Origin of the sequence: Janthinobacterium sp. PSPC1-1, from assembly GCF_049897625.1 — a bacterium.
GTDB lineage: Bacteria > Pseudomonadota > Gammaproteobacteria > Burkholderiales > Burkholderiaceae_D > Janthinobacterium > Janthinobacterium tructae.
In genome coordinates, this window is record NZ_JAFCWP010000002.1 from 160,830 (window position 1) to 179,274 (window position 18,445).

Consider the following 18,445-nt stretch of genomic DNA (forward strand, 5'->3'; position numbering starts at 1 on the left):
GCTTATTTGTGGCTGCCGCCGCTGGAGCCGCCGCCATAGCTGCCGCCGCCGCTGCCCGTGCGCGAACTCCAGCTGCTGCCGCTGCTGCTGCCGGCGACCTTGAACATGCGCACCCAGTTGGCGGCCGTGACACTGAAGGTCACCATCAGGGCATAGATCACATATTTACTCATGGAGGATTCTTTGCATTCTTGTCGAGAAAAGCGGCGGGCAGGAACAGCGCCAGGCAGCCCAGCAAACTCCACATCAAGGTGCTGGAGAACGAGACGAACATCGGGATCGCATTCAATACCAGCACGATGACGATGAAGACCTTGGCGATACCGCGGTGGCTCAGCTGGATGTTCTGCGCCTTGGCGCCGCCATGGAAGGCGGCGCCGAACCAGGCGGCCATCTGGTCATAGGCGACGGGTACGGAGCGCGACCAGGTCATTTCCTCGCCGGTGAGCTCCGCCGCCAGTTTTGTTTGTCCCTGTTCAAACTCATAGACGCGCGTGCTGTCGCCGACGGCCACCTTCCAGTTGAAGGCGCCCGCTGCATACACCACCTGCGAGCCGTAGTCATACAGTTTGGCATAGGTGGCGCCATCGAGCGTGCAGGTAGCGGCGTCCAGCGAGGCCCAGTTGGGCCAGTTCGGCAGCACGTTCGAGCGCGACCAGCCGTCGTCCGTCTCCACCAGCCAGAAGAAGCCGGCGCGCGCGTTGTACAACAGGTATTCGTTCCATTCGCTGCCCTCGTCGTCGGCGCGGCGCATCATGCCGATGACCGTGAAGTCCACATTGCTGATCTTTGCGCTGGCGCCCAGCTCCAGCGTGATGTCGGCATTGTCGTGCACCTGCTTGCCGATGGCCAGCACCTGCGCTTCCGGGCCGCTGGCGTCGAGCTGCGCGTGGCAGGCGGGGCACACCAGCTGCGCCGCCGCGCCAGGGACGTACTTGATGCCGCTGCCGCATGAGGGGCAGTCGAGCGCATCGAGTTTGCCCCGGTACTTGCCGGCGCTCCTGGCGATGGCGTCGTCATCGCGCAGCAGCTGGCATTGCAAGCCATCCAGGGTGACGGCGACACCCTGGTAGACGACCGGTTGCGGGCCATCCGTGTAATCGAGCGTGACAAAGCTGGCGTAGTTGCGGAAGTCCGCCACCTGGATGCGCCAGCCCGCGCCCACCTTGAACGGCAATTCTCCCTGGCCGGCGATGCACTCGGCATTGCGGATCTCGGCCGCCGTGTACGGCTCGCCGCAGAGCGTATAGCGCTTGCCCGGTGCCAGCTCGCCAAAGACGGGCAGGGCGTCTTGCGTCGCGCGCTCACGCGTCAGCGTGTACAGGCCGGAGGAGTCGCCCAGCCAGGCTGTGCTGGCGTCATCGAACAGCAGATACCACTCGTTCCACGTGCCGGCGCTGTAGCGCTGCTGGATGCGCCCGACGACGGTGAAATGCAGGCCGTCGTGTACGCCGGCCGTGCCGATCTGGATCGGTGTATAGTCTTCCAGGACGGCTGACATCTTGCCCACGTCCCTGACGGAATCGGCGTCCTTGAGGATGGTGCTGTGGCAGTACTCGCACACGGCGAGCACGGAAGCGTGCGAGCGGAAGCGGACTTCCGCGCCGCAGCTGGGACAGGAAACAGTTTGCATGCAGTCGTATTTCGCTCTAATCAGCCGATCAGTTTTTTCAGCAGTTCCGCTTTCGCGCCGTCGTAGTCGGCCGCCGAAATCAGTCCCTTGTCGAGCAGGCCCTTGAGCTTTTCCAGACGCGCTTCGATCGGTTCTTCGGCAGGTGCGGGTGGCGTCGCCGGCGCCGGTGCGGGCTGTTGCAACGCATTGCCCATCCCCTGCGCCATCACCTGGCCGATCGACAGCCCGGCGCCGAGGCCCGCGCCGATGCCTGCCATGCCGCCTTCGTTCTGCGCCGCCAGCGGGATCGCGTTGGCGACCTGGAATTTGGTGTAGCCGCTCATCTTGTCGGCGCCCAGCCCGCCCTTCATGCCGGCCGAGATGCGCTCGTCGAGCGCCGCCTGCAATTCCTCGGGCAGGCTGATGCTGGCCACGTTGAATTCATCGAGGCCCACGCCATAGCGGGCAAACGCCTGCGTCAGACCATCCTTGACCTCTTGCGCCATCAGCGCCTGGTTGGCCGCCATGTCGAGGAAGGGCACATTTGCGCCGCCCAGCGAGCTGGCCATGCTCGACATCAGAATGCCGCGCAATTGATCTTCCACCTCGTCGCGCGTATAGACTTCGCGCGTGCCGCTGATCTCGGTAAAGAAGGTGCGGGCGTCGGCGATGCGGTACGAATACATGCCGAAGGCGCGCACGCGGATCATGTCGAAATCCTTGTCGCGGATGGTGATCGGCTGCGGCGTGCCCCACTTGCGGCCCGTCTGCACGCGGGTGCTGAAGTAATACACATCCGACTTGAAGGGCGAGTCGAACAGCTTGTCCCAGTTTTTCAGGTTGGTCAGCAGCGGCAAGGTCTGCGTCGTCAGCTTGTGCGTGCCGGGACCGAAGACGTCGGCGATCTTGCCTTCGTTGACGAAGACGGCGACCTGCGATTCGCGCACATTCAGGATGGCGCCGTTCTGGATCTCGAAATCCTGCATGGGAAAGCGCCAGGCCAGCACGCCTTCCGTTTCTTCGTTCCACTGCAGTACGTCGATAAACTGCTTCTTGATAAAGCTGCCGAGGCTCATGATGGATATCCTTGAATAAGATAAAACGGTGTCAGGAAATGCAGGCGGCGTTGATGGCGCCGATCGACAGGGAAATGGCGCCCAGCAAGCCGCCGAAGGCACTGTTGTTCGATTCGATCTGGTCCTTCGACATGCGCAGCAGGCGCGTGGTGACCACGTACGCCAGCAATTGCACCACCATGGCGCCGAAGGCCCAGGCGAAGAATTGCTGGTAGTCGGCCGTGTGCATCAGGGACGAGGCGATGGTGGCGGAAAAGCCCAGCAGCGCGCCGCCCAGCGACAGGGCCGCCGCCTGGTTGCCCTGGCGAATCAGCAGCACTTCGTTATACGGCGTGACGCGCGTGTAGATGATAAAAAATACAATCAACAGCCCGGCGGCCAGTAAAAGATGGATCAGATAGTTTAGGATGGCGGGCACGGCTTTCCTCGCAATGAGTATTTGATAACGTCAACGCATATTAGAACAAAAAAAGTCCCATGAACAAAAAAATTCTGATCTTGTCCGTCTTCGTGGTCGCCTCCTGCGGCCTCGCGTATGAGCTGATCGCTGGCGCCATGTCCAGCTACCTGCTCGGCGACTCCATCCTGCAGTTTTCCACCATCATTGGCTGTTACCTGTTCGCCATGGGTGTAGGTGCTCACTTTTCCAAGTATGTAAAGGACGACGACGTGCTCTCGCGCTTCGTCGACATCGAGCTGGCCGTGGGCCTGATCGGCGGCCTCTCGGCCGCCATCCTGTTCATGACCTTTTCGTGGATGGCGGCGCCATTTCGCACCTTATTGTATGTGATGGTGTTCCTGATCGGCGCACTGGTCGGCATGGAAGTGCCGCTGGTGATGCGCGCGCTGAACACGCGGCAAACCGAATTTTCCGAACTGGTCAGCCGTGTGCTGACCTTCGATTACCTGGGTGCGCTGGCCGTCTCCCTGCTGTTTCCGCTGGTGCTGTCACCGTACCTGGGACTGGTGCGCACGGGCTTTTTGTTCGGCATGCTGAATGTGGCCGTCGGCCTGTGGAGCATTTACGTGTTTCGCGCCGAACTAAAGAACCTCACGGGGCGCTTCCTGCGCGCCTGCGCCGTGCTGCTGCTGCTGGTGACTGGCTTTGCCATGTCGGACCGCATGGTGGAGTGGGGCGAGCACGGCCTGTTCGGCGACCAGATCGTGTATTCCACCACCACGCCTTACCAGCGTCTGGTGATCACGCGCTGGAAGGACGATACGCGGCTGTACATCAATGGCAACCTGCAGTTTTCCTCGCGCGACGAGTACCGCTACCACGAGGCGCTGGTGCACCCCGTGCTGGAAGCCTTGCCATGGGCGCGCCGCGTGCTGGTGCTGGGCGGCGGCGATGGCCTGGCGCTGCGCGAAATCCTGCGCTATCCGCATATCGAACACGTCACCGTGGTCGACCTCGACCCCGCCATGACGGCCGCGTTTACCACGCGCCCGGAACTGGCAAAGCTGAATAATAATTCGTTCTCGGACAAGCGTGTCACCGTCGTCAATGCCGATGCCGCCGTCTGGCTGCGCAACAACGGCGATATGTTCGACGCGGCCATCGTCGACTTTCCCGATCCATCCAGCTTCGCGCTCGGCAAGCTGTATTCGGTGCCGTTCTACGACCTGGTAAAAAAGCACCTGGCGGCCAAGGGCTTGATGGTGGTGCAATCGACGTCGCCCTTCTTTGCCCCGCACGCCTACTGGACCATCAATTCGACCCTGCGCGAAGTGGGCATGCGCACCTGGCCGTATCACGCCTACGTACCCTCGTTCGGCGAATGGGGGTTTATCCTCGCTTCACCCCAGCTCGATTACGTGCCGCCGACGACATACCGCCTGCCGATGCGCTACCTGAATGCGGACACCACACGTGAGATGTTCATCTTCCCGCCCGACATGCAGCCGCTGCCGATGGCGCCGAATCGCTTGAATACCCAGTCGCTCGTGCATGAATTCGAGCAGGACTGGAACCGGGTGATCCGCTGATGCAGCGCCGCTCCTTCATGCTGTGGGCTGCCGGTGGCACGGCGGCGGCGGCCGCCGGCATCGGCAGTATCGCCGCGTACTTGCGCTGGCAGGAAATCACGCCCAAGGTGTTGTATCCGGGCCGCAGCGAGGGACACTATTTGCGCAAGCTGCTGCGCGAGCGCACGGCGCTGCCGCCGCCCTCGGCAACCATCACCACCGACGTGGCAATTTTAGGTTCCGGCATCGCCGGCCTGACGGCCGCCTGGCGCCTGAACAAGCTGGGGCACCAGGATTTCCTGATGATCGACGGTCCCCAGCCGTACGGCAACGCGGCCGGCGGCCACTTCGGCGACCTGGCCTATCCGACCGGTGGCCATTATTTACCGCTGCCTTCGCCCGAATCGACCCATGTGCGCGAGATCCTGTTCGACCTGGGGATTATCCAGCGCGATCCGCAGGCGGAAAAGCCGACTTACGACGAGCGCTATATTTTGCATGCGCCGGAAGAGCGCCTGCTGTTCAACGGCCACTGGCAGGACGGCTTCATTCCCACCGAAGGCGTGCCGCCCGAGGAACTGGCGCAGCATGAGCGCTTCTTTGCCGAGGTACGGCGGCTGCGCCAGGCGCGCGGCAACGACGGCAAACGCGTGTTTGTCTTTCCCACCGTGGAATCGTCGCAAGACCCGGCCTGGCAGGCGCTCGACACCATCACCTTGAAGCAGTGGATGGAGCGCGAAGGCTATACCTCGCCCACCTTGCACTGGTATCTGAATTACTGCTGCCGCGACGACTATGGCACGCGCTATGACCAGGTGTCGGCCTGGGCCGGCCTGCATTACTATTGCAGCCGCTGGGGGCAGGCTGCCAACGCGGGCAATGGCGCCTGGCTGACCTGGCCGGGCGGCATGCAGCCCGTGGCCACGGCCATGGAGCAGGCCTCACGCGTCAAACGTCATGCGGGCACGGTGGTTTCCGTGCAGACGACGGACCAGGGCGTGGAAGCGCTGTGCCTGGAACTGGTCGACGGCCAGCCACGCACCTACCTGGTCAAGGCACGCAAGGCCATCTGCGCCATGCCCTTGTATGTGGCAGCGCGCGTGGTGCCGGACATTGCCAGCTACGGCTTTGACGCGAAGCTGCACACGCCCGCCTATGCGCCATGGATGGTGGCGAATTTTTTACTGAAACGCTTTCCCGACGAACTGCCGCATGCACCGCTGTGCTGGGACAATGTGGTGTACCAGGAACCGGGCCTCGGCTATGTCGTCTCGACGCACCAGGACATCCGCGTGCGCCCGCCCGAGAAAACCGTCTTCAGCGCTTACGTGGCCCTGTCGGACCGCACGCCGCAGCAAGCGCGCAAATGGTTAGATGTGGCCACGCCCGAGCAATTGCTGGCGCTGGCCAGCGTCGATTTAAAGACGGCGTATGGGCGCGATTTTGCCAGCTGCGTCGAGCGCGTCGACATCACCGTGCGCGGCCACGCCATGGCGGCACCGTTGCCGGGATTTCGCAGTAACGCGGGCTTGAAGGCGCTGCGCGAGCACGATGGCGCCATCCTGTTCGCGCATGCCGATCTGTCGGGCTTTTCTGTGTTCGAAGAGGCGGCGTGGTGGGGGGACAGGGCCGCGCGCCTGGCGATCACATAAATGAAAAAGGCCGGCGCAAGCGCCGGCCAGAGCCCCCTAAGGCTCGAACCTGTGCTTCCTTGTTCTTCTCATTTATTTTTATTAATGACGTCGATGAACACGGCCGCCAGCAGCACCAGGCCCTTGATCACTTGCTGGTAGTCGATACCGATGCCCATGATGGACATGCCGTTGTTCATCACGCCCATGATGAAGGCGCCGATCACGGCCCCCATCACCTTGCCCACGCCGCCCGAGGCCGAGGCGCCGCCGATGAAGCAGGCGGCGATCACGTCCAGCTCGAAACCCGTGCCGGCCTTCGGCGTGGCCGTGTTCAGGCGCGCCGCGAAGATCAGGCCAGCCAGCGCGGCCAGCATGCCCATGTTGACGAAGGTGTAGAAGCTGACCCGTTCCGTCTTGATGCCGGACAGGCGCGCCGCCTTTTCGTTGCCGCCGACGGCGTACACGCGGCGGCCCAGCACGGTGCGGTTGGTAATGAAGGTGTAGGCGACGATCAGCAGCGACATCACGGCCAGCACGTTCGGGAAACCGCGGTACGACGCCAGCAGGTAGCTGAAGTACACCATCACGGCGGCAAACACGCCGTTTTTCAGCAGGAAGAAGGCGCGTGGCTCGTTTTCCATGCCGTGTTTCAGTTGCTTGGCGCGGCTGCGCAGCGAGGTGATGATCAGCGCCGCAGCGGCGATCACGCCCAGCAGCAGCGACAGGCCGCGCAGATTCTCGCCGCCGAACGGGTCGGGCAAAAAGCCCGAGCTGAGCATCTGGAAGCCTTCCGGGAAAGGGCCGACCGACTGGCCTGCCAGCAGCGCCAGGGTCAGGCCCTTGAACACCAGCATGCCGGCCAGGGTGACGATAAACGACGGGATCTTGAAGAAGGCGACGAAATAGCCTTGCGCACCGCCGATGACGGCGCCGGCGATCAGGCAGAGGATGCTGGCGGCGACAAAGTTCATCTCATAGTTGACGATCAGGACGGCCGCCAGCGCGCCGACGAAGCCGACCACGGAGCCGACGGACAAATCGATATGGCCGGCCACGATGACCATCAGCATGCCCAGCGCCATGATGACGATGTAGCTGTTTTGCAGCACCAGGTTGGTCAGGTTCAGCGGCTGCATCAGGGTGCCATCGGTCATGTACTGGAAAAAGCCCATGATGACGATCAGGGAGAGCAGCATGCCGTAGTCGCGCATGTTATTCTTCAAAAAGCCGGCATAGCTTTTCGCTTGCGGCGCGGCCGCTGGCGCTGCTGCTGCCGGCGCGCCTGCTGTCAATTTATTGTCCATTGTTTTCTCCGTGTGTAACGATCGCGCGCATGATGCGCTCCTGCGATGCTTCTGCCGCGCTCAGTTCTGCCGCGAAGCGGCCTTCGTTCATGACATAGATCCGGTCGCACATGCCCAGCAATTCCGGCATTTCCGAGGAAATCATGATGATGCATTTGCCTTCGGCGGCCAGCTCGCTGATGATGCTGTAGATCTCGTACTTGGCGCCCACGTCAATGCCGCGGCTCGGCTCATCGAGGATCAGGATGTCGGGGCGCGAAAACAGCCACTTCGCCAGCACCACTTTCTGCTGGTTGCCGCCGGACAGATTGACCACCTTTTGCGCCACGCTCGAGCAACGGGTCTTGAGCTTGCGGCGGAACTCCTCGGCCACGCTGAATTCACGCTGCTCGTCGATCACCATGTGCCTGGAAATCGCATCCAGGTTGGCCAGGCTGGTGTTCTTCTGGATGTCTTCCTCGAGGATCAGGCCCAGGCCCTTGCGGTCTTCCGTGACATACGCGAGGCCATGGGCGATCGCCTTGCCGATGGTGCTGACATCGATTTCCTGGCCATTCTTGAGCACCGTGCCGCTGATGCGCTGGCCGTAGGCGCGCCCGAAAATGCTCATCGCCAGTTCCGTGCGCCCGGAGCCCATCAAACCGGCGATGCCGATGATCTCGCCCTTTTTGGCGTGCAGGTTGATGCCCTTGATGACGGGGCGGTCGGCATGCTCGGGATGGAACACGCGCCAGTCGCGCACTTCGAAAATGGTCTCGCCGATGCTGGGCGTGCGCGGCGGATAGCGGTCGGCCATCTCGCGCCCGACCATTTTTTCGATGATGCGGTCTTCGCTGACGGGCTCCGTGCGGCAGTCGAAACTGTCGACCGTGTTCCCGTCGCGCAGCACCGTGATGGCATCGGCGACCCGTGAAATTTCATTGAGCTTATGCGAGATCAGGATCGAGGCGATACCCTGGGCTTTGAGGCCCAGCAGCAGGTCGAGCAGGGCCGCGCTGTCGCTTTCGTTCAAGCTGGCCGTCGGCTCGTCGAGGATCAGCAGCTTGACGTCCTTGCACAGCGCCTTGGCGATTTCGATCAGCTGCTGCTTGCCCACGCCCAGGTTGGTGATCAGGGTGTCCGGGGATTCTTTCAGGCCGACTTTGTGCAGCAGTTCGCGCGTCTTCGTTTGCGCGTATTCCCAGTCGATGACGCCCATATGGGCCGGTTCGTTGCCGAGGAAGATATTCTCGGCGATCGACAGCTGGGGCACCAGCGCCAGTTCCTGGTGGATGATGATGATGCCGATTTCTTCGCTGTCCTTGATACCGCGAAAGTGCCGCGTCTGGCCCAGGTAATCGATGTCGCCCGTATAGCTGCCATGGCCGTAGACGCCGCTCAGCACTTTCATCAGGGTCGATTTGCCGGCGCCGTTTTCGCCGACGATGGCGTGGATCTCGCCGCTGCGTACCCGCAGGTTGACATTGTCGAGCGCCACGACGCCCGGGAATGTTTTGCGTATCCCGCGCATTTCCAGGATAGTGTTCGTCATATAACCTCTCTGGCACGGCCGCGCTGGTCGGCATCGGTCGTGCGGCAGTCTTGTTCTGGATCGTGCATGAAGCGAAAGGCCCGGCAGCGCCGGGCCTTCTGTACCGTCGATGCTTATTTCACTTGCGCTTCCGTGTAGTAGCCGCTGCCGGTGACGAGTACCTGCTTCCAGTTCGCCTTGTCGACGGTGACCGGTTTCAGCAGGTACGATGGCACCACCTTGACGCCGTTGTTGTAGGTCTTGGTATCGTTGACGGCCGGCGTTTTGCCGCTCATCATGGCGTCGACCATGTTGGCCGTCACTTTGGCCAGTTCGCGCGTGTCCTTGAACACGGTCGATGCCTGTTCGCCGCGGATGATCGATTTCACCGACGGGATTTCCGCATCCTGGCCCGTCACGACGGGAAACGGCTGTTTCGGCGTGCCGTAGCCGACGCCCTTGAGCGACGACAGGATGCCGATGCTCAAGCCGTCATATGGCGACAGCACCGCATCGACCCGCGCATTGCCATAGTAGGCGCTGAGCAGGTTGTCCATGCGCGCCTGGGCCACGGCGCCATCCCAGCGCAGGGTGGCCACTTTTTCCATGCCCATCTGCTTCGAGCGCACCACCAGCTTGCCGCTGTCGATATACGGTTTCAGGACCGACAGCGCGCCGTTGTAGAAGAAGTGCGCGTTGTTGTCGTCGGCCGAGCCGCCGAACAGTTCAATATTGAACGGACCCTTGCCTTCCTTGAGTTTCAGCGCCGATTCGATATAACCCGCTTGCAGCACGCCGACCTGGAAGTTGTCGAAGGTGGCGTAGTAATCGATGTTTTTCGTGCCGCGGATCAGACGGTCATACGAGATGACCTTGATGCCCTTGTCGGCCGCCTTTTGCAGCACGTTCGACAAGGTGGTGCCGTCGATGGCGGCAATCACCAGCACCTTGGCGCCCTTGGTGATCATGTTTTCCACCTGCGCCAGCTGGTTCGGGATATCGTCATCGGCAAACTGCAAGTCCGTCTTGTAGCCGCGCTCCTTGAATACCTTGACCATGTTGTCGCCGTCGGCGATCCAGCGCATGGACGACTTGGTCGGCATCGAGATACCGATCGCGCCCTTGTCGGCGGCACTAGCCACAGGCATTACGGCCATGCCGGAGATGGCCAGCGCCAGGCTCGCGGTCAGCATTTTCATTGTTGTTTTCATTTCAGGTCTCCACCGTCTTCGATAGTTGAATGTGCCAGGGCCGTCGTCCCAGTGGGCGGGCTCCGTGCGGATGGCCGATTGCAGGCCACGGCTGATACTAGTTTGTCCATCCATCCCTCACCAATCACTTTTTTCGCATTGCTGATATCCAAAACGGTATCAATGGACCAATTGATGCAATGCGCCATGGCACCCCTTCCCGCCGTGTGGAGAGGGCAGAAAAGGGAGCTCGGCGGCGGCTTTTTTTGGTGCGCTGCAATACCAATAATCATCATCCAATTTGGTGATTTTCGTAATTGCGGCGATACAGGGCGGCGCGCAGAATCGGTCCGGACTTGAAGACCAGCCATCCCGTCACGACCTTTTGAAAGCTTGCCATGCAGCCGATTTCCCCCGCCTCCCTGTTGCCCGCCGACCTGGCGCAGGCCCTCCTCATCGGCCGCATCTGGCGTGACGGACCCTGCGTCGTCGCCGTGCGCGGCGGCGAGGTGGTCGACATCACGCAGACGGTAGCGACGGTGGCCGAGCTGTTCGAACGCAGCGATGCGCTCGATATCGCCCGCCATGCGCCCGGTATCGCGCTCGGCCCCGTGCAGGCGCTGCTGGCGCAGGCGCTGGCCGCACCGGCAGGTGAGCCGCTGCTGCTGGCGCCGTGCGACCTGCAGGCCGTCAAGGCCTGCGGCGTGACCTTCGCCGTCAGCCTGCTGGAACGGGTGATCGAAGAACAGGCGGGCGGCGATGCGGCACGCGCCGCGAGCCTGCGCACTGCGCTGCAAATGACATTGGGCGGCGACTTGTCGGCCCTGAAGCCGGGCTCGGAGGCGGCGCAGCGCCTGAAACAGCAGCTGCAGCAGCGCGGCGCCTGGTCGCAGTACATGGAAGTGGGTATCGGCCCCGATGCGGAAGTGTTTACCAAGGCGCAGCCGATGTCGTCGGTGGGCTGCGGCGCGCAGGTGGGCTTGCTGCCATCGTCCGCCTGGAACAACCCGGAGCCGGAGATCGTCCTGGCCGTCAACAGCCGCGGTGAGGTGCTGGGGGCGACCTTGGGCAACGACGTCAACCTGCGCGACATCGAAGGGCGCAGCGCCCTGTTGCTGGGCAAGGCCAAGGACAACAACGGCTCCTGCGCCATCGGCCCCTTCATCCGCCTCTTCGACGAGGGTTTTACGCTCGAGACCGTGCGCCAGGCGGAAGTGTCGCTGCTGATCGAAGGCGCGGACGACGGCTTTGTGCTCGAAGGCGCCAGTTTCATGCGCGAGATCAGCCGCGACCCGCTCGACCTGGTGCGCCAGACGGCAGGCCAGTATCACCAGTATCCCGACGGCTTCATGCTGTTCCTCGGCACCATGTTCTCGCCCGTGAAGGACCGCGGCGCGCAGGGCGGCGGCTTTACGCACCACCTGGGCGACCGGGTCACCATCGCCAGCGCCGCGCTGGGCGCGCTGGTCAACGACGTGCAGCACTGCGATGTGATCCCTCCCTGGACGTTCGGCGTACGCGCGCTGTACCAGAACCTGGCCCGTCGCAGTTTGCTTTGATTCAAATTTTTTAAAAGAGAGACACCATGCAGCATGCAACCTATCCCAGCCTGGTTGATAAACGCGTCGTCATCACGGGCGGCGGCACCGGCATCGGCGTGGCCATCGTCGAGGCGTTCGCGCGCCAGGGCGCCCACGTCACTTTCCTGGATATCGCCAACGAACCTTCGCGCGCGCTGCAGGAAAAGCTGGCGCACCTGCCGCAGCCGCCCGTTTTCCGCTATTGCGACCTGACGGACCTGGGCGCTCTGGCCGCCACCTTCGCCGAGATTGAACACAGCGCGGGTGCCACGGATATCCTCATCAACAACGCGGCCAATGACGACCGCCACCAGTTGCAGGACGTCACGCCCGCTTACTGGGACGAGCGCATCGCCGTCAACCTGCGCCACCAGTATTTCTGTGCGCAGGCAGTGGCGCCGGCCATGCGCGCCAAGGGCAGCGGCGTAATCCTCAACCTGGGCTCGATTTCCTGGCACCTGGCGCAAGCGAACCTGTCGATCTACATGACGGCGAAAGCCGGCATCGAGGGCCTGACGCGCGGCCTGGCGCGCGACTTGGGTGTCGACGGCATCCGCGTCAACTGCATCATTCCCGGCGCCGTGCGCACGCCGCGCCAGGAGCGGCTGTGGCATACGCCGGAAGCGGAAGCGTTGATCCTGCAGGGACAATGCCTGCAGACGCGCGTGGAGCCGGAAGACGTGGCGGCGCTGGCGCTGTTTCTCGCGTCCGATAACGCGGCCAAGTGCGCGGGACGCGAATACTATGTCGACGCCGGCTGGTACGGCGCATGAACATTCCAGCCCAACGCCCGTCGCGGCGCTTCCGCTCGCAGGACTGGTTCGACAATCCCGAGCACATCGACATGACGGCGCTGTACCTGGAGCGCTTCATGAACTACGGCATCACGGCCGAGGAACTGCGTTCGGGCCGTCCCATCATCGGCATTGCGCAAAGCGGCAGCGACATCAGTCCCTGCAACCGCATCCACCTGGAACTGGCCCAGCGCGTGCGCGACGGCATCCGCGATGCGGGCGGCATCCCGATGGAATTCCCGCTGCACCCGATTTTCGAGAACTGCCGCCGTCCGACGGCCGCGCTGGACCGCAACCTGGCGTATCTGGGCCTGGTGGAAATCCTGCATGGCTACCCGATCGACGCCGTGGTGCTGACCACGGGCTGCGACAAGACCACGCCGGCCCAGCTGATGGCCGCCGCCACGGTGGACATTCCCGCCATCGTGCTGTCGGGCGGTCCCATGCTCGATGGCTGGATGGACGGCGAGCTGGTGGGTTCCGGCGCCGCCATCTGGAAGGGCCGCCGCCAGCTGTCCGCCGGCTTGATCGACAACGACAAATTCCTGCAGATCGCCGCCGCGTCGGCGCCGTCGGCCGGCCACTGCAACACCATGGGCACGGCATCGACCATGAATGCGCTGGCCGAGGTGCTGGGCATGTCCCTGACGGGCTGTTCGGCCATCCCCGCGCCGTACCGCGAACGGGGCCAGATCGCCTATGCCACGGGGCGCCGCATCGTCGGCATGGCGCATGACGACGTGCGCCCGTCGAGCATTCTCACGCGCGAGGCCTTCCTGGACGCCATCATCGTCAACGCGGCCATCGGCGGCTCCACCAACGCCCAGCCGCACCTGATGGCCATGGCCCGTCATGCGGGCGTGGAACTGCATTCGAGCGACTGGATGGAACATGGCTACGACGTGCCGCTGCTGTTGAACATGCAGCCGGCCGGCAAATACCTGGGCGAGCGCTTCCACCGCGCCGGCGGCGTACCGGCCGTGATGTGGGAGCTGCAGCAGGCGGGCTTGCTGCATGCCGAGCGTTTGACGGTCACGGGCCAGACGATGGCGGCGAACCTGGCGGGGCGTGAAAGCGCGGACCGCGAGATGATCCGTCCGTTTGCCGCGCCCCTGAAGGAAAAGGCCGGTTTCATGGCCTTGCAGGGCAATCTGTTCGACTTCGCCATCATGAAGACCAGCGTGATCTCGCCCGCTTTTCGCGAGCGCTACCTGTCGCGTCCCGGCAGCGAAGGCGTATTCGAGGCGCGCGCCATCGTCTTTGATGGGTCAAACGACTACCACGCGCGCATCAACGATCCGGCCCTGGCGATTGACGACAGCTGCATGCTGGTCATGCGCGGCGCCGGCCCCGTGGGCTGGCCCGGTTCGGCCGAAGTGGTCAACATGCAGCCGCCCGACGCGCTGCTCAAGGCCGGCATTTTGAACCTGCCGACACTGGGCGACGGGCGCCAGTCGGGCACCTCGGACAGCCCTTCGATCCTGAACGCCTCGCCGGAAAGCGCCGTGGGCGGTGGCCTGGCGCTGCTGCGCACGGGCGACTTCATCCGCGTGGACTTGAACGCGGGCCGCTGCGACATGCTGGTCGATGCCACGGAGCTGGCGCGCCGCGCTACGGCGCTGCCGCCGCCCGTCAACGACAGCGCCACGCCGTGGCAAGAGATTTACCGCGCCAGCGTGGGCCAGCTGGAAACGGGCGCCTGCATGGAGCTGGCGCTGAAATACCGCGCCGTGGGCCAGACCCTGCCACGCCACAACCATTGATGTAGGTCGGGTTAGCGCTCCGCGCGTAACCCGACGTGATTTTAGAAGTACCCCGCAGTTAAAAAACGTCGTTAATAAAATCCAACAAGGAGACACGTAATGAACAAGATCATCAGTGCAGCCATCATGACCGCCATGCTGGCATTGAGCAGCAGCGCCGCCCTGGCCGATGCGAAAAATCCGAAGATCGGCTTTTCCATCGACGATTTGCGCGTGGAACGCTGGACGCGTGACCGCGATTTCTTCATTGCCGCCGCCGAGAAGCAGGGCGCCAAGGTCTTCGTGCAGTCGGCCGACGCCAGCGAGCAGCGCCAGATTTCACAGATCGAAAACCTGATCTCGCGCGGCGTGGACGTGCTGGTGATCGTGCCGTTCAATGCGACAGTGTTGAACAACACCGTCAAGGAGGCGAAAAAGGCCGGCATCAAGGTGCTGTCGTATGACCGATTGATCCTGAATGCCGATATCGACGCCTACATCTCGTTCGACAACGAGAAAGTGGGCGAGATGCAGGCCGAAGGCGTGACCAAGCTGCAGCCGAAGGGCAATTACTACCTGCTGGGCGGCTCGCCCACCGACAACAATGCCAAGATGCTGCGCGAAGGCCAGATGAAGGTACTCAAACCGTTCATCGACAAAGGCGACATCAAGATCGTCGGCCAGCAATGGGTGAAGGACTGGAGCGCCACCGAAGCGCTGTCCATCGTGGAAAACGCGCTGACGGCCAACGGCAACAAGATCGACGCCATCGTTGCCTCGAACGACGGCACGGCCGGCGGCGCCATCCAGGCCCTGGCCGCGCAAAAACTCGCTGGCAAGGTGCCCGTCTCGGGCCAGGATGCCGACCTGGCGGCGGTGAAACGGGTGATCGCCGGCACGCAATCGATGACCGTCTACAAGCCGTTGAAAACCATCGCTTCGGAAGCGGCCAAGCTGGCCATCCAGCTGGCGCGCAATGAAAAGCCGGCCTACAACTCCAGCTATGACAACGGCCTGAAAAAAGTCAGCACGGTGCTGCTGAAACCAACGCCGCTGACCAAGGCAAATGTGAACATTCTCGTTGATGACGGCTTCTATACCAAGGCGCAGCTGGGTAATTAATCACCCGCCTGATGTCGGCTTACGCGCTGCGCGCTAAGCCGACCTACGATTGCCCGCATCGGCCGTTGTCCGACAATCGCCGGCTCCGGAAACGCCGGTTGTGGTGTCGGCTGTCCGCATCGACCGTAGGTCGGATTAGCGACGCCTTGGCGTCGCGTAATCCGACATTTTCCCGTATCCGCAACGAGAGTGAGCATGTCCGACTATCTGCTTGAAATGAAAGGCATCGTCAAACAGTTTGGCGACGTCCGCGCGCTTGACGGCATCGACCTGCAGGTGCGGGCCGGCGAGTGCATCGGCTTGTGCGGCGAGAATGGCGCCGGCAAGTCGACCCTGATGAAGGTGCTGTCCGGCGTCTATCCGCACGGCACCTGGGATGGCGACATCCTGTGGGAGGGCCAGAGCCTGCGCGCGCAATCGATCCGCGACACGGAAGACGCGGGCATCATCATCATCCACCAGGAACTGATGCTGGTGCCGCAGCTGTCCGTGGCCGAGAATATCTTCATGGGCCGCGAGCTCACCCTGCCGGGCGGGCGCATGCATTACGCCGCCATGTACAAGCGCGCCGACGAGCTGCTGCGCGAATTGAAAATTCCCGAACTGAACGTGGCGCTGCCGGTCATGAACTATGGCGGCGGCCACCAGCAACTGGTGGAAATCGCCAAGGCGCTCAACAAGAATGCGCGCTTGCTGATTCTCGACGAGCCGTCGTCGTCGCTGACGGCGTCGGAAATCGCCGTGCTGCTCGATATCCTGCGCGCCCTGAAAGCCAAGGGCGTCACCTGCATCTACATTTCGCACAAGCTCGATGAAGTGGCGGCCATCTGCGACACCATCGTCGTCATCCGCGACGGCAAGCATATCGCCACCACGCCGATGGCGCAGATGAACGTCGAACGCATCATCGCGCAGATGGTGGGCCGCGAAATGAGCCAGCTGTACCCGCAACGCGCGCAGCCGGCACCTATCGGCGAAGTGCTGTTCGAGGCGCGCCACGTGAGCTGCATCGATGCCGACAACCCGCAGCGCAAGCGGGTCGACGATGTGTCATTCACCCTGCGCCGTGGCGAGATCCTCGGCATCGCCGGCCTGGTGGGGGCGGGGCGCACGGAGCTTGTCTCGGCCCTGTTCGGCGCCTACCAGGGGCCGTGCCAGGCCGAAGTGTGGCTTGATGGCCGCCGCATCGACACTTCGTCTCCGCAAAAGGCCATCGCCATGGGTCTGGCCATGGTGCCGGAAGACCGCAAGCACCACGGCATCGTGCCCGACCTCGATGTGGGGCAGAACATCACGCTGGCCGTGCTGGAGACATTCGCGCGCGCCACGCGCATCGATGGCGAGGCGGAATTGACAGCCGTGCGCGGCGAGATCGCCCAGCTGGAACTGAAGGCGGCCAGCCCGTCGCTGCCCATCACGAGCCTGTCGGGCGGCAATCAGCAAAAGGCCGTGCTGGCGAAGATGCTGCTGACGCGCCCGCGCGTGCTGATCCTCGACGAGCCCACGCGCGGCGTCGATGTGGGCGCCAAATATGAAATCTACAAATTGATGCTGGCGCTGGCCGACCGGGGCGTGGCCATCATCATGGTCTCGTCGGAACTGGCCGAAGTGCTGGGCGTGTCCGACCGCGTGCTGGTGATGGGCGAAGGCCGGTTGCGCGGCGACTTTATCAACGATGGCCTGAGCCAGGAAACCGTGCTGGCGGCGGCACTGGACCAGCGTCCGGCGCCCGCCACCAACACCGCAAACAAGGAACCCGCAGCATGAAACCGCACAGTATCAAACAGCTGTTCACCCAATACAAGATGCTGGCCCTCTTGATCGCCGTAGCGCTGATCTGGGCCTTCTTTTCGTGGAAGACGCAGGGCAGTTTCCTCACGCCGCGCAACCTGTCGAACCTGCTGCGCCAGATGTCCGTCACCGGCATCCTCGCCTGCGGCATGGTGCTGGTGATTATCGCCGGCGAGATCGACCTGTCGATCGGTTCCATGCTGGGACTGTTGGGCGGCATCGCCGCGGTGCTGGACGTGACGCAGCACTGGCCGCTGGCGCTGAACCTGGCGGCCGTACTCGGCTGCGGCCTGGTGATCGGCCTCTTGAACGGCTACCTGACGGCGTACCGGGGCATCCCGTCCTTCATCGTCGGCCTGGGCGGCATGCTCGCGTATCGCGGCGTCCTGCTGGGCATCACGGGCGGCATCACGATCGCACCCGTCTCCGAGCCGATGGTCTACCTGGGGCAGGGTTACCTGCCCGCAGTGCCCGGCATCGTGCTGGGCGTCGGCCTGTTCCTGCTGGCCGCCTTTTTGACCTGGCGCGCGCGCGCCAGCCGCGCGCAGCATGGCTTGCCGCAGACGGCACCCTGGGCCGACGGCTTGCGCCTGGCCGTCATCGGCGCCGTGCTGTACGCCTTCGTGCAAACCCTGAACGGCTATGAAGGCATCCCGCTGCCCGTGCTGTTGCTGCTGGCCTTGCTGGGGTTGTTCAGCTACATCACCAGCCAGACCGTGTTCGGCCGCCGCATCTACGCCGTCGGCAGCAATATGGAAGCGACGCGCCTGTCCGGCATCAACGTGAAAGCCGTCAAGCTGTGGATCTTTGGCATCATGGGCCTGATGTGCGCGCTGGCTGGCCTGATCAACACGGGTCGGCTGGCGGCCGGTTCGCCCTCGGCCGGCACCTTCAGCGAACTCGATGCCATCGCCGCCTGCTTCATCGGCGGCACCTCGATGCGCGGCGGCTCGGGCACCGTGTACGGCGCCCTGATCGGCGCGCTGGTGATGGCCAGCCTCGATAACGGCATGTCCATGCTGGACGTGGACACTTACTGGCAGATGATCGTGAAAGGCAGTATCCTCACTTTGGCCGTGTGGGTCGATGTCAGCACGCGAGCAGGGCGCCGTTAGCCGTGAA

At 63.2% G+C, this 18,445-nt stretch carries 15 protein-coding genes; 8 read left to right on the plus strand and 7 right to left on the minus strand.

Annotation, left to right across the window (positions count from 1 at the left end; genetic code table 11):
* Positions 1 to 2: 2 nt before the first annotated feature.
* The 4 genes from ACP7EG_RS08245 to ACP7EG_RS08260 are packed head-to-tail and all read right to left on the minus strand — an operon-like array spanning position 3 to position 3,106.
* Entirely contained in the window at positions 3 to 173 is a 171-nt protein-coding gene (locus tag ACP7EG_RS08245) for a hypothetical protein (RefSeq protein WP_157814714.1), read from the minus strand.
* Positions 170 to 1,633, minus strand: coding sequence for a DUF4178 domain-containing protein (locus ACP7EG_RS08250; protein ID WP_426087255.1), 1,464 nt, complete (start codon positions 1,631 to 1,633; stop codon positions 170 to 172). Before ACP7EG_RS08250 ends, ACP7EG_RS08245 begins: the two co-directional genes overlap by 4 nt.
* Before the next feature lie 20 nt (positions 1,634 to 1,653).
* Positions 1,654 to 2,688: an SPFH domain-containing protein gene (locus ACP7EG_RS08255; protein WP_426087256.1), complete on the minus strand. Its 1,035-nt coding sequence runs from the start codon at positions 2,686 to 2,688 to the stop codon at positions 1,654 to 1,656.
* A gap of 31 nt (positions 2,689 to 2,719) precedes the next feature.
* Complete coding sequence (locus ACP7EG_RS08260) at positions 2,720 to 3,106, minus strand: DUF350 domain-containing protein (RefSeq protein WP_070313122.1); 387 nt, start codon at positions 3,104 to 3,106, stop codon at positions 2,720 to 2,722.
* 59 nt (positions 3,107 to 3,165) lie between these two features.
* Between ACP7EG_RS08260 and ACP7EG_RS08265 the strand changes: the two genes are divergently transcribed.
* Together ACP7EG_RS08265 and ACP7EG_RS08270 are read left to right on the plus strand one after the other, a co-directional pair.
* Positions 3,166 to 4,677: a polyamine aminopropyltransferase gene (locus tag ACP7EG_RS08265; RefSeq protein ID WP_426087257.1), complete on the plus strand. Its 1,512-nt coding sequence runs from the start codon at positions 3,166 to 3,168 to the stop codon at positions 4,675 to 4,677.
* Positions 4,677 to 6,308 carry an NAD(P)-binding protein gene (locus tag ACP7EG_RS08270; protein ID WP_426087258.1) on the plus strand — a complete coding sequence of 544 codons (1,632 nt, stop codon included), beginning with the start codon at positions 4,677 to 4,679 and terminating at the stop codon, positions 6,306 to 6,308. The genes ACP7EG_RS08265 and ACP7EG_RS08270 overlap by 1 nt, the downstream gene beginning before the upstream one ends.
* A gap of 68 nt (positions 6,309 to 6,376) precedes the next feature.
* On the opposite strand, the gene mmsB is transcribed toward ACP7EG_RS08270, so the two are convergent.
* The 3 genes from mmsB to chvE form a co-directional block, all read right to left on the minus strand.
* Entirely contained in the window at positions 6,377 to 7,594 is a 1,218-nt protein-coding gene (gene mmsB, locus ACP7EG_RS08275) for a multiple monosaccharide ABC transporter permease (RefSeq protein ID WP_426087259.1), read from the minus strand.
* Positions 7,584 to 9,125, minus strand: coding sequence for a multiple monosaccharide ABC transporter ATP-binding protein (gene mmsA, locus ACP7EG_RS08280; RefSeq protein WP_426087260.1), 1,542 nt, complete (start codon positions 9,123 to 9,125; stop codon positions 7,584 to 7,586). The genes mmsB and mmsA overlap by 11 nt, the downstream gene beginning before the upstream one ends.
* A gap of 113 nt (positions 9,126 to 9,238) precedes the next feature.
* Positions 9,239 to 10,261, minus strand: a complete 1,023-nt coding sequence (gene chvE, locus ACP7EG_RS08285) for a multiple monosaccharide ABC transporter substrate-binding protein (protein ID WP_225243237.1) — start codon at positions 10,259 to 10,261, stop codon at positions 9,239 to 9,241.
* 431 nt (positions 10,262 to 10,692) lie between these two features.
* Between chvE and ACP7EG_RS08290 the strand changes: the two genes are divergently transcribed.
* The 6 genes from ACP7EG_RS08290 (at position 10,693) to ACP7EG_RS08315 (ending at position 18,438) form a co-directional block, all read left to right on the plus strand.
* The gene (locus ACP7EG_RS08290) at positions 10,693 to 11,853 is read left to right on the plus strand and encodes a fumarylacetoacetate hydrolase family protein (protein ID WP_426087261.1); all 1,161 of its coding nucleotides are present in this window, start codon (positions 10,693 to 10,695) and stop codon (positions 11,851 to 11,853) included.
* 26 nt (positions 11,854 to 11,879) lie between these two features.
* A complete protein-coding gene (locus ACP7EG_RS08295) occupies positions 11,880 to 12,647 on the plus strand; it encodes an SDR family NAD(P)-dependent oxidoreductase (protein WP_426087262.1) in 768 nt (255 codons plus the stop codon).
* Positions 12,644 to 14,431: an IlvD/Edd family dehydratase gene (locus tag ACP7EG_RS08300; protein ID WP_426087263.1), complete on the plus strand. Its 1,788-nt coding sequence runs from the start codon at positions 12,644 to 12,646 to the stop codon at positions 14,429 to 14,431. Before ACP7EG_RS08295 ends, ACP7EG_RS08300 begins: the two co-directional genes overlap by 4 nt.
* Before the next feature lie 99 nt (positions 14,432 to 14,530).
* Entirely contained in the window at positions 14,531 to 15,532 is a 1,002-nt protein-coding gene (gene xylF / locus ACP7EG_RS08305; RefSeq protein WP_198521350.1) for a D-xylose ABC transporter substrate-binding protein, read from the plus strand.
* Between the two features lie 195 nt (positions 15,533 to 15,727).
* Positions 15,728 to 17,299 carry a D-xylose ABC transporter ATP-binding protein gene (gene xylG / locus ACP7EG_RS08310; protein ID WP_426087264.1) on the plus strand — a complete coding sequence of 524 codons (1,572 nt, stop codon included), beginning with the start codon at positions 15,728 to 15,730 and terminating at the stop codon, positions 17,297 to 17,299.
* Complete coding sequence (locus ACP7EG_RS08315; RefSeq protein ID WP_426087265.1) at positions 17,296 to 18,438, plus strand: sugar ABC transporter permease; 1,143 nt, start codon at positions 17,296 to 17,298, stop codon at positions 18,436 to 18,438. The genes xylG and ACP7EG_RS08315 overlap by 4 nt, the downstream gene beginning before the upstream one ends.
* The last annotated feature ends 7 nt before the right edge of the window (positions 18,439 to 18,445 follow it).

Bases quoted from the DNA above. Each gene is read 5' to 3' on its own strand.
- xylG (WP_426087264.1), top strand. From the start codon at position 15,728: ATGTCCGACTATCTGCTTGAAATGAAAGGCATCGTCAAACAGTTTGGC.
- ACP7EG_RS08300 (WP_426087263.1), top strand. From the start codon at position 12,644: ATGAACATTCCAGCCCAACGCCCGTCGCGGCGCTTCCGCTCGCAGGAC.
- ACP7EG_RS08295 (WP_426087262.1), top strand. From the start codon at position 11,880: ATGCAGCATGCAACCTATCCCAGCCTGGTTGATAAACGCGTCGTCATC.
- ACP7EG_RS08290 (WP_426087261.1), top strand. From the start codon at position 10,693: ATGCAGCCGATTTCCCCCGCCTCCCTGTTGCCCGCCGACCTGGCGCAG.
- mmsB (WP_426087259.1), bottom strand. From the start codon at position 7,594: ATGGACAATAAATTGACAGCAGGCGCGCCGGCAGCAGCAGCGCCAGCG.
- mmsA (WP_426087260.1), bottom strand. From the start codon at position 9,125: ATGACGAACACTATCCTGGAAATGCGCGGGATACGCAAAACATTCCCG.
- ACP7EG_RS08245 (WP_157814714.1), bottom strand. From the start codon at position 173: ATGAGTAAATATGTGATCTATGCCCTGATGGTGACCTTCAGTGTCACG.
- xylF (WP_198521350.1), top strand. From the start codon at position 14,531: ATGAACAAGATCATCAGTGCAGCCATCATGACCGCCATGCTGGCATTG.
- ACP7EG_RS08270 (WP_426087258.1), top strand. From the start codon at position 4,677: ATGCAGCGCCGCTCCTTCATGCTGTGGGCTGCCGGTGGCACGGCGGCG.
- ACP7EG_RS08315 (WP_426087265.1), top strand. From the start codon at position 17,296: ATGAAACCGCACAGTATCAAACAGCTGTTCACCCAATACAAGATGCTG.
- ACP7EG_RS08250 (WP_426087255.1), bottom strand. From the start codon at position 1,633: ATGCAAACTGTTTCCTGTCCCAGCTGCGGCGCGGAAGTCCGCTTCCGC.
- chvE (WP_225243237.1), bottom strand. From the start codon at position 10,261: ATGGCCGTAATGCCTGTGGCTAGTGCCGCCGACAAGGGCGCGATCGGT.
- ACP7EG_RS08265 (WP_426087257.1), top strand. From the start codon at position 3,166: ATGAACAAAAAAATTCTGATCTTGTCCGTCTTCGTGGTCGCCTCCTGC.
- ACP7EG_RS08255 (WP_426087256.1), bottom strand. From the start codon at position 2,688: ATGAGCCTCGGCAGCTTTATCAAGAAGCAGTTTATCGACGTACTGCAG.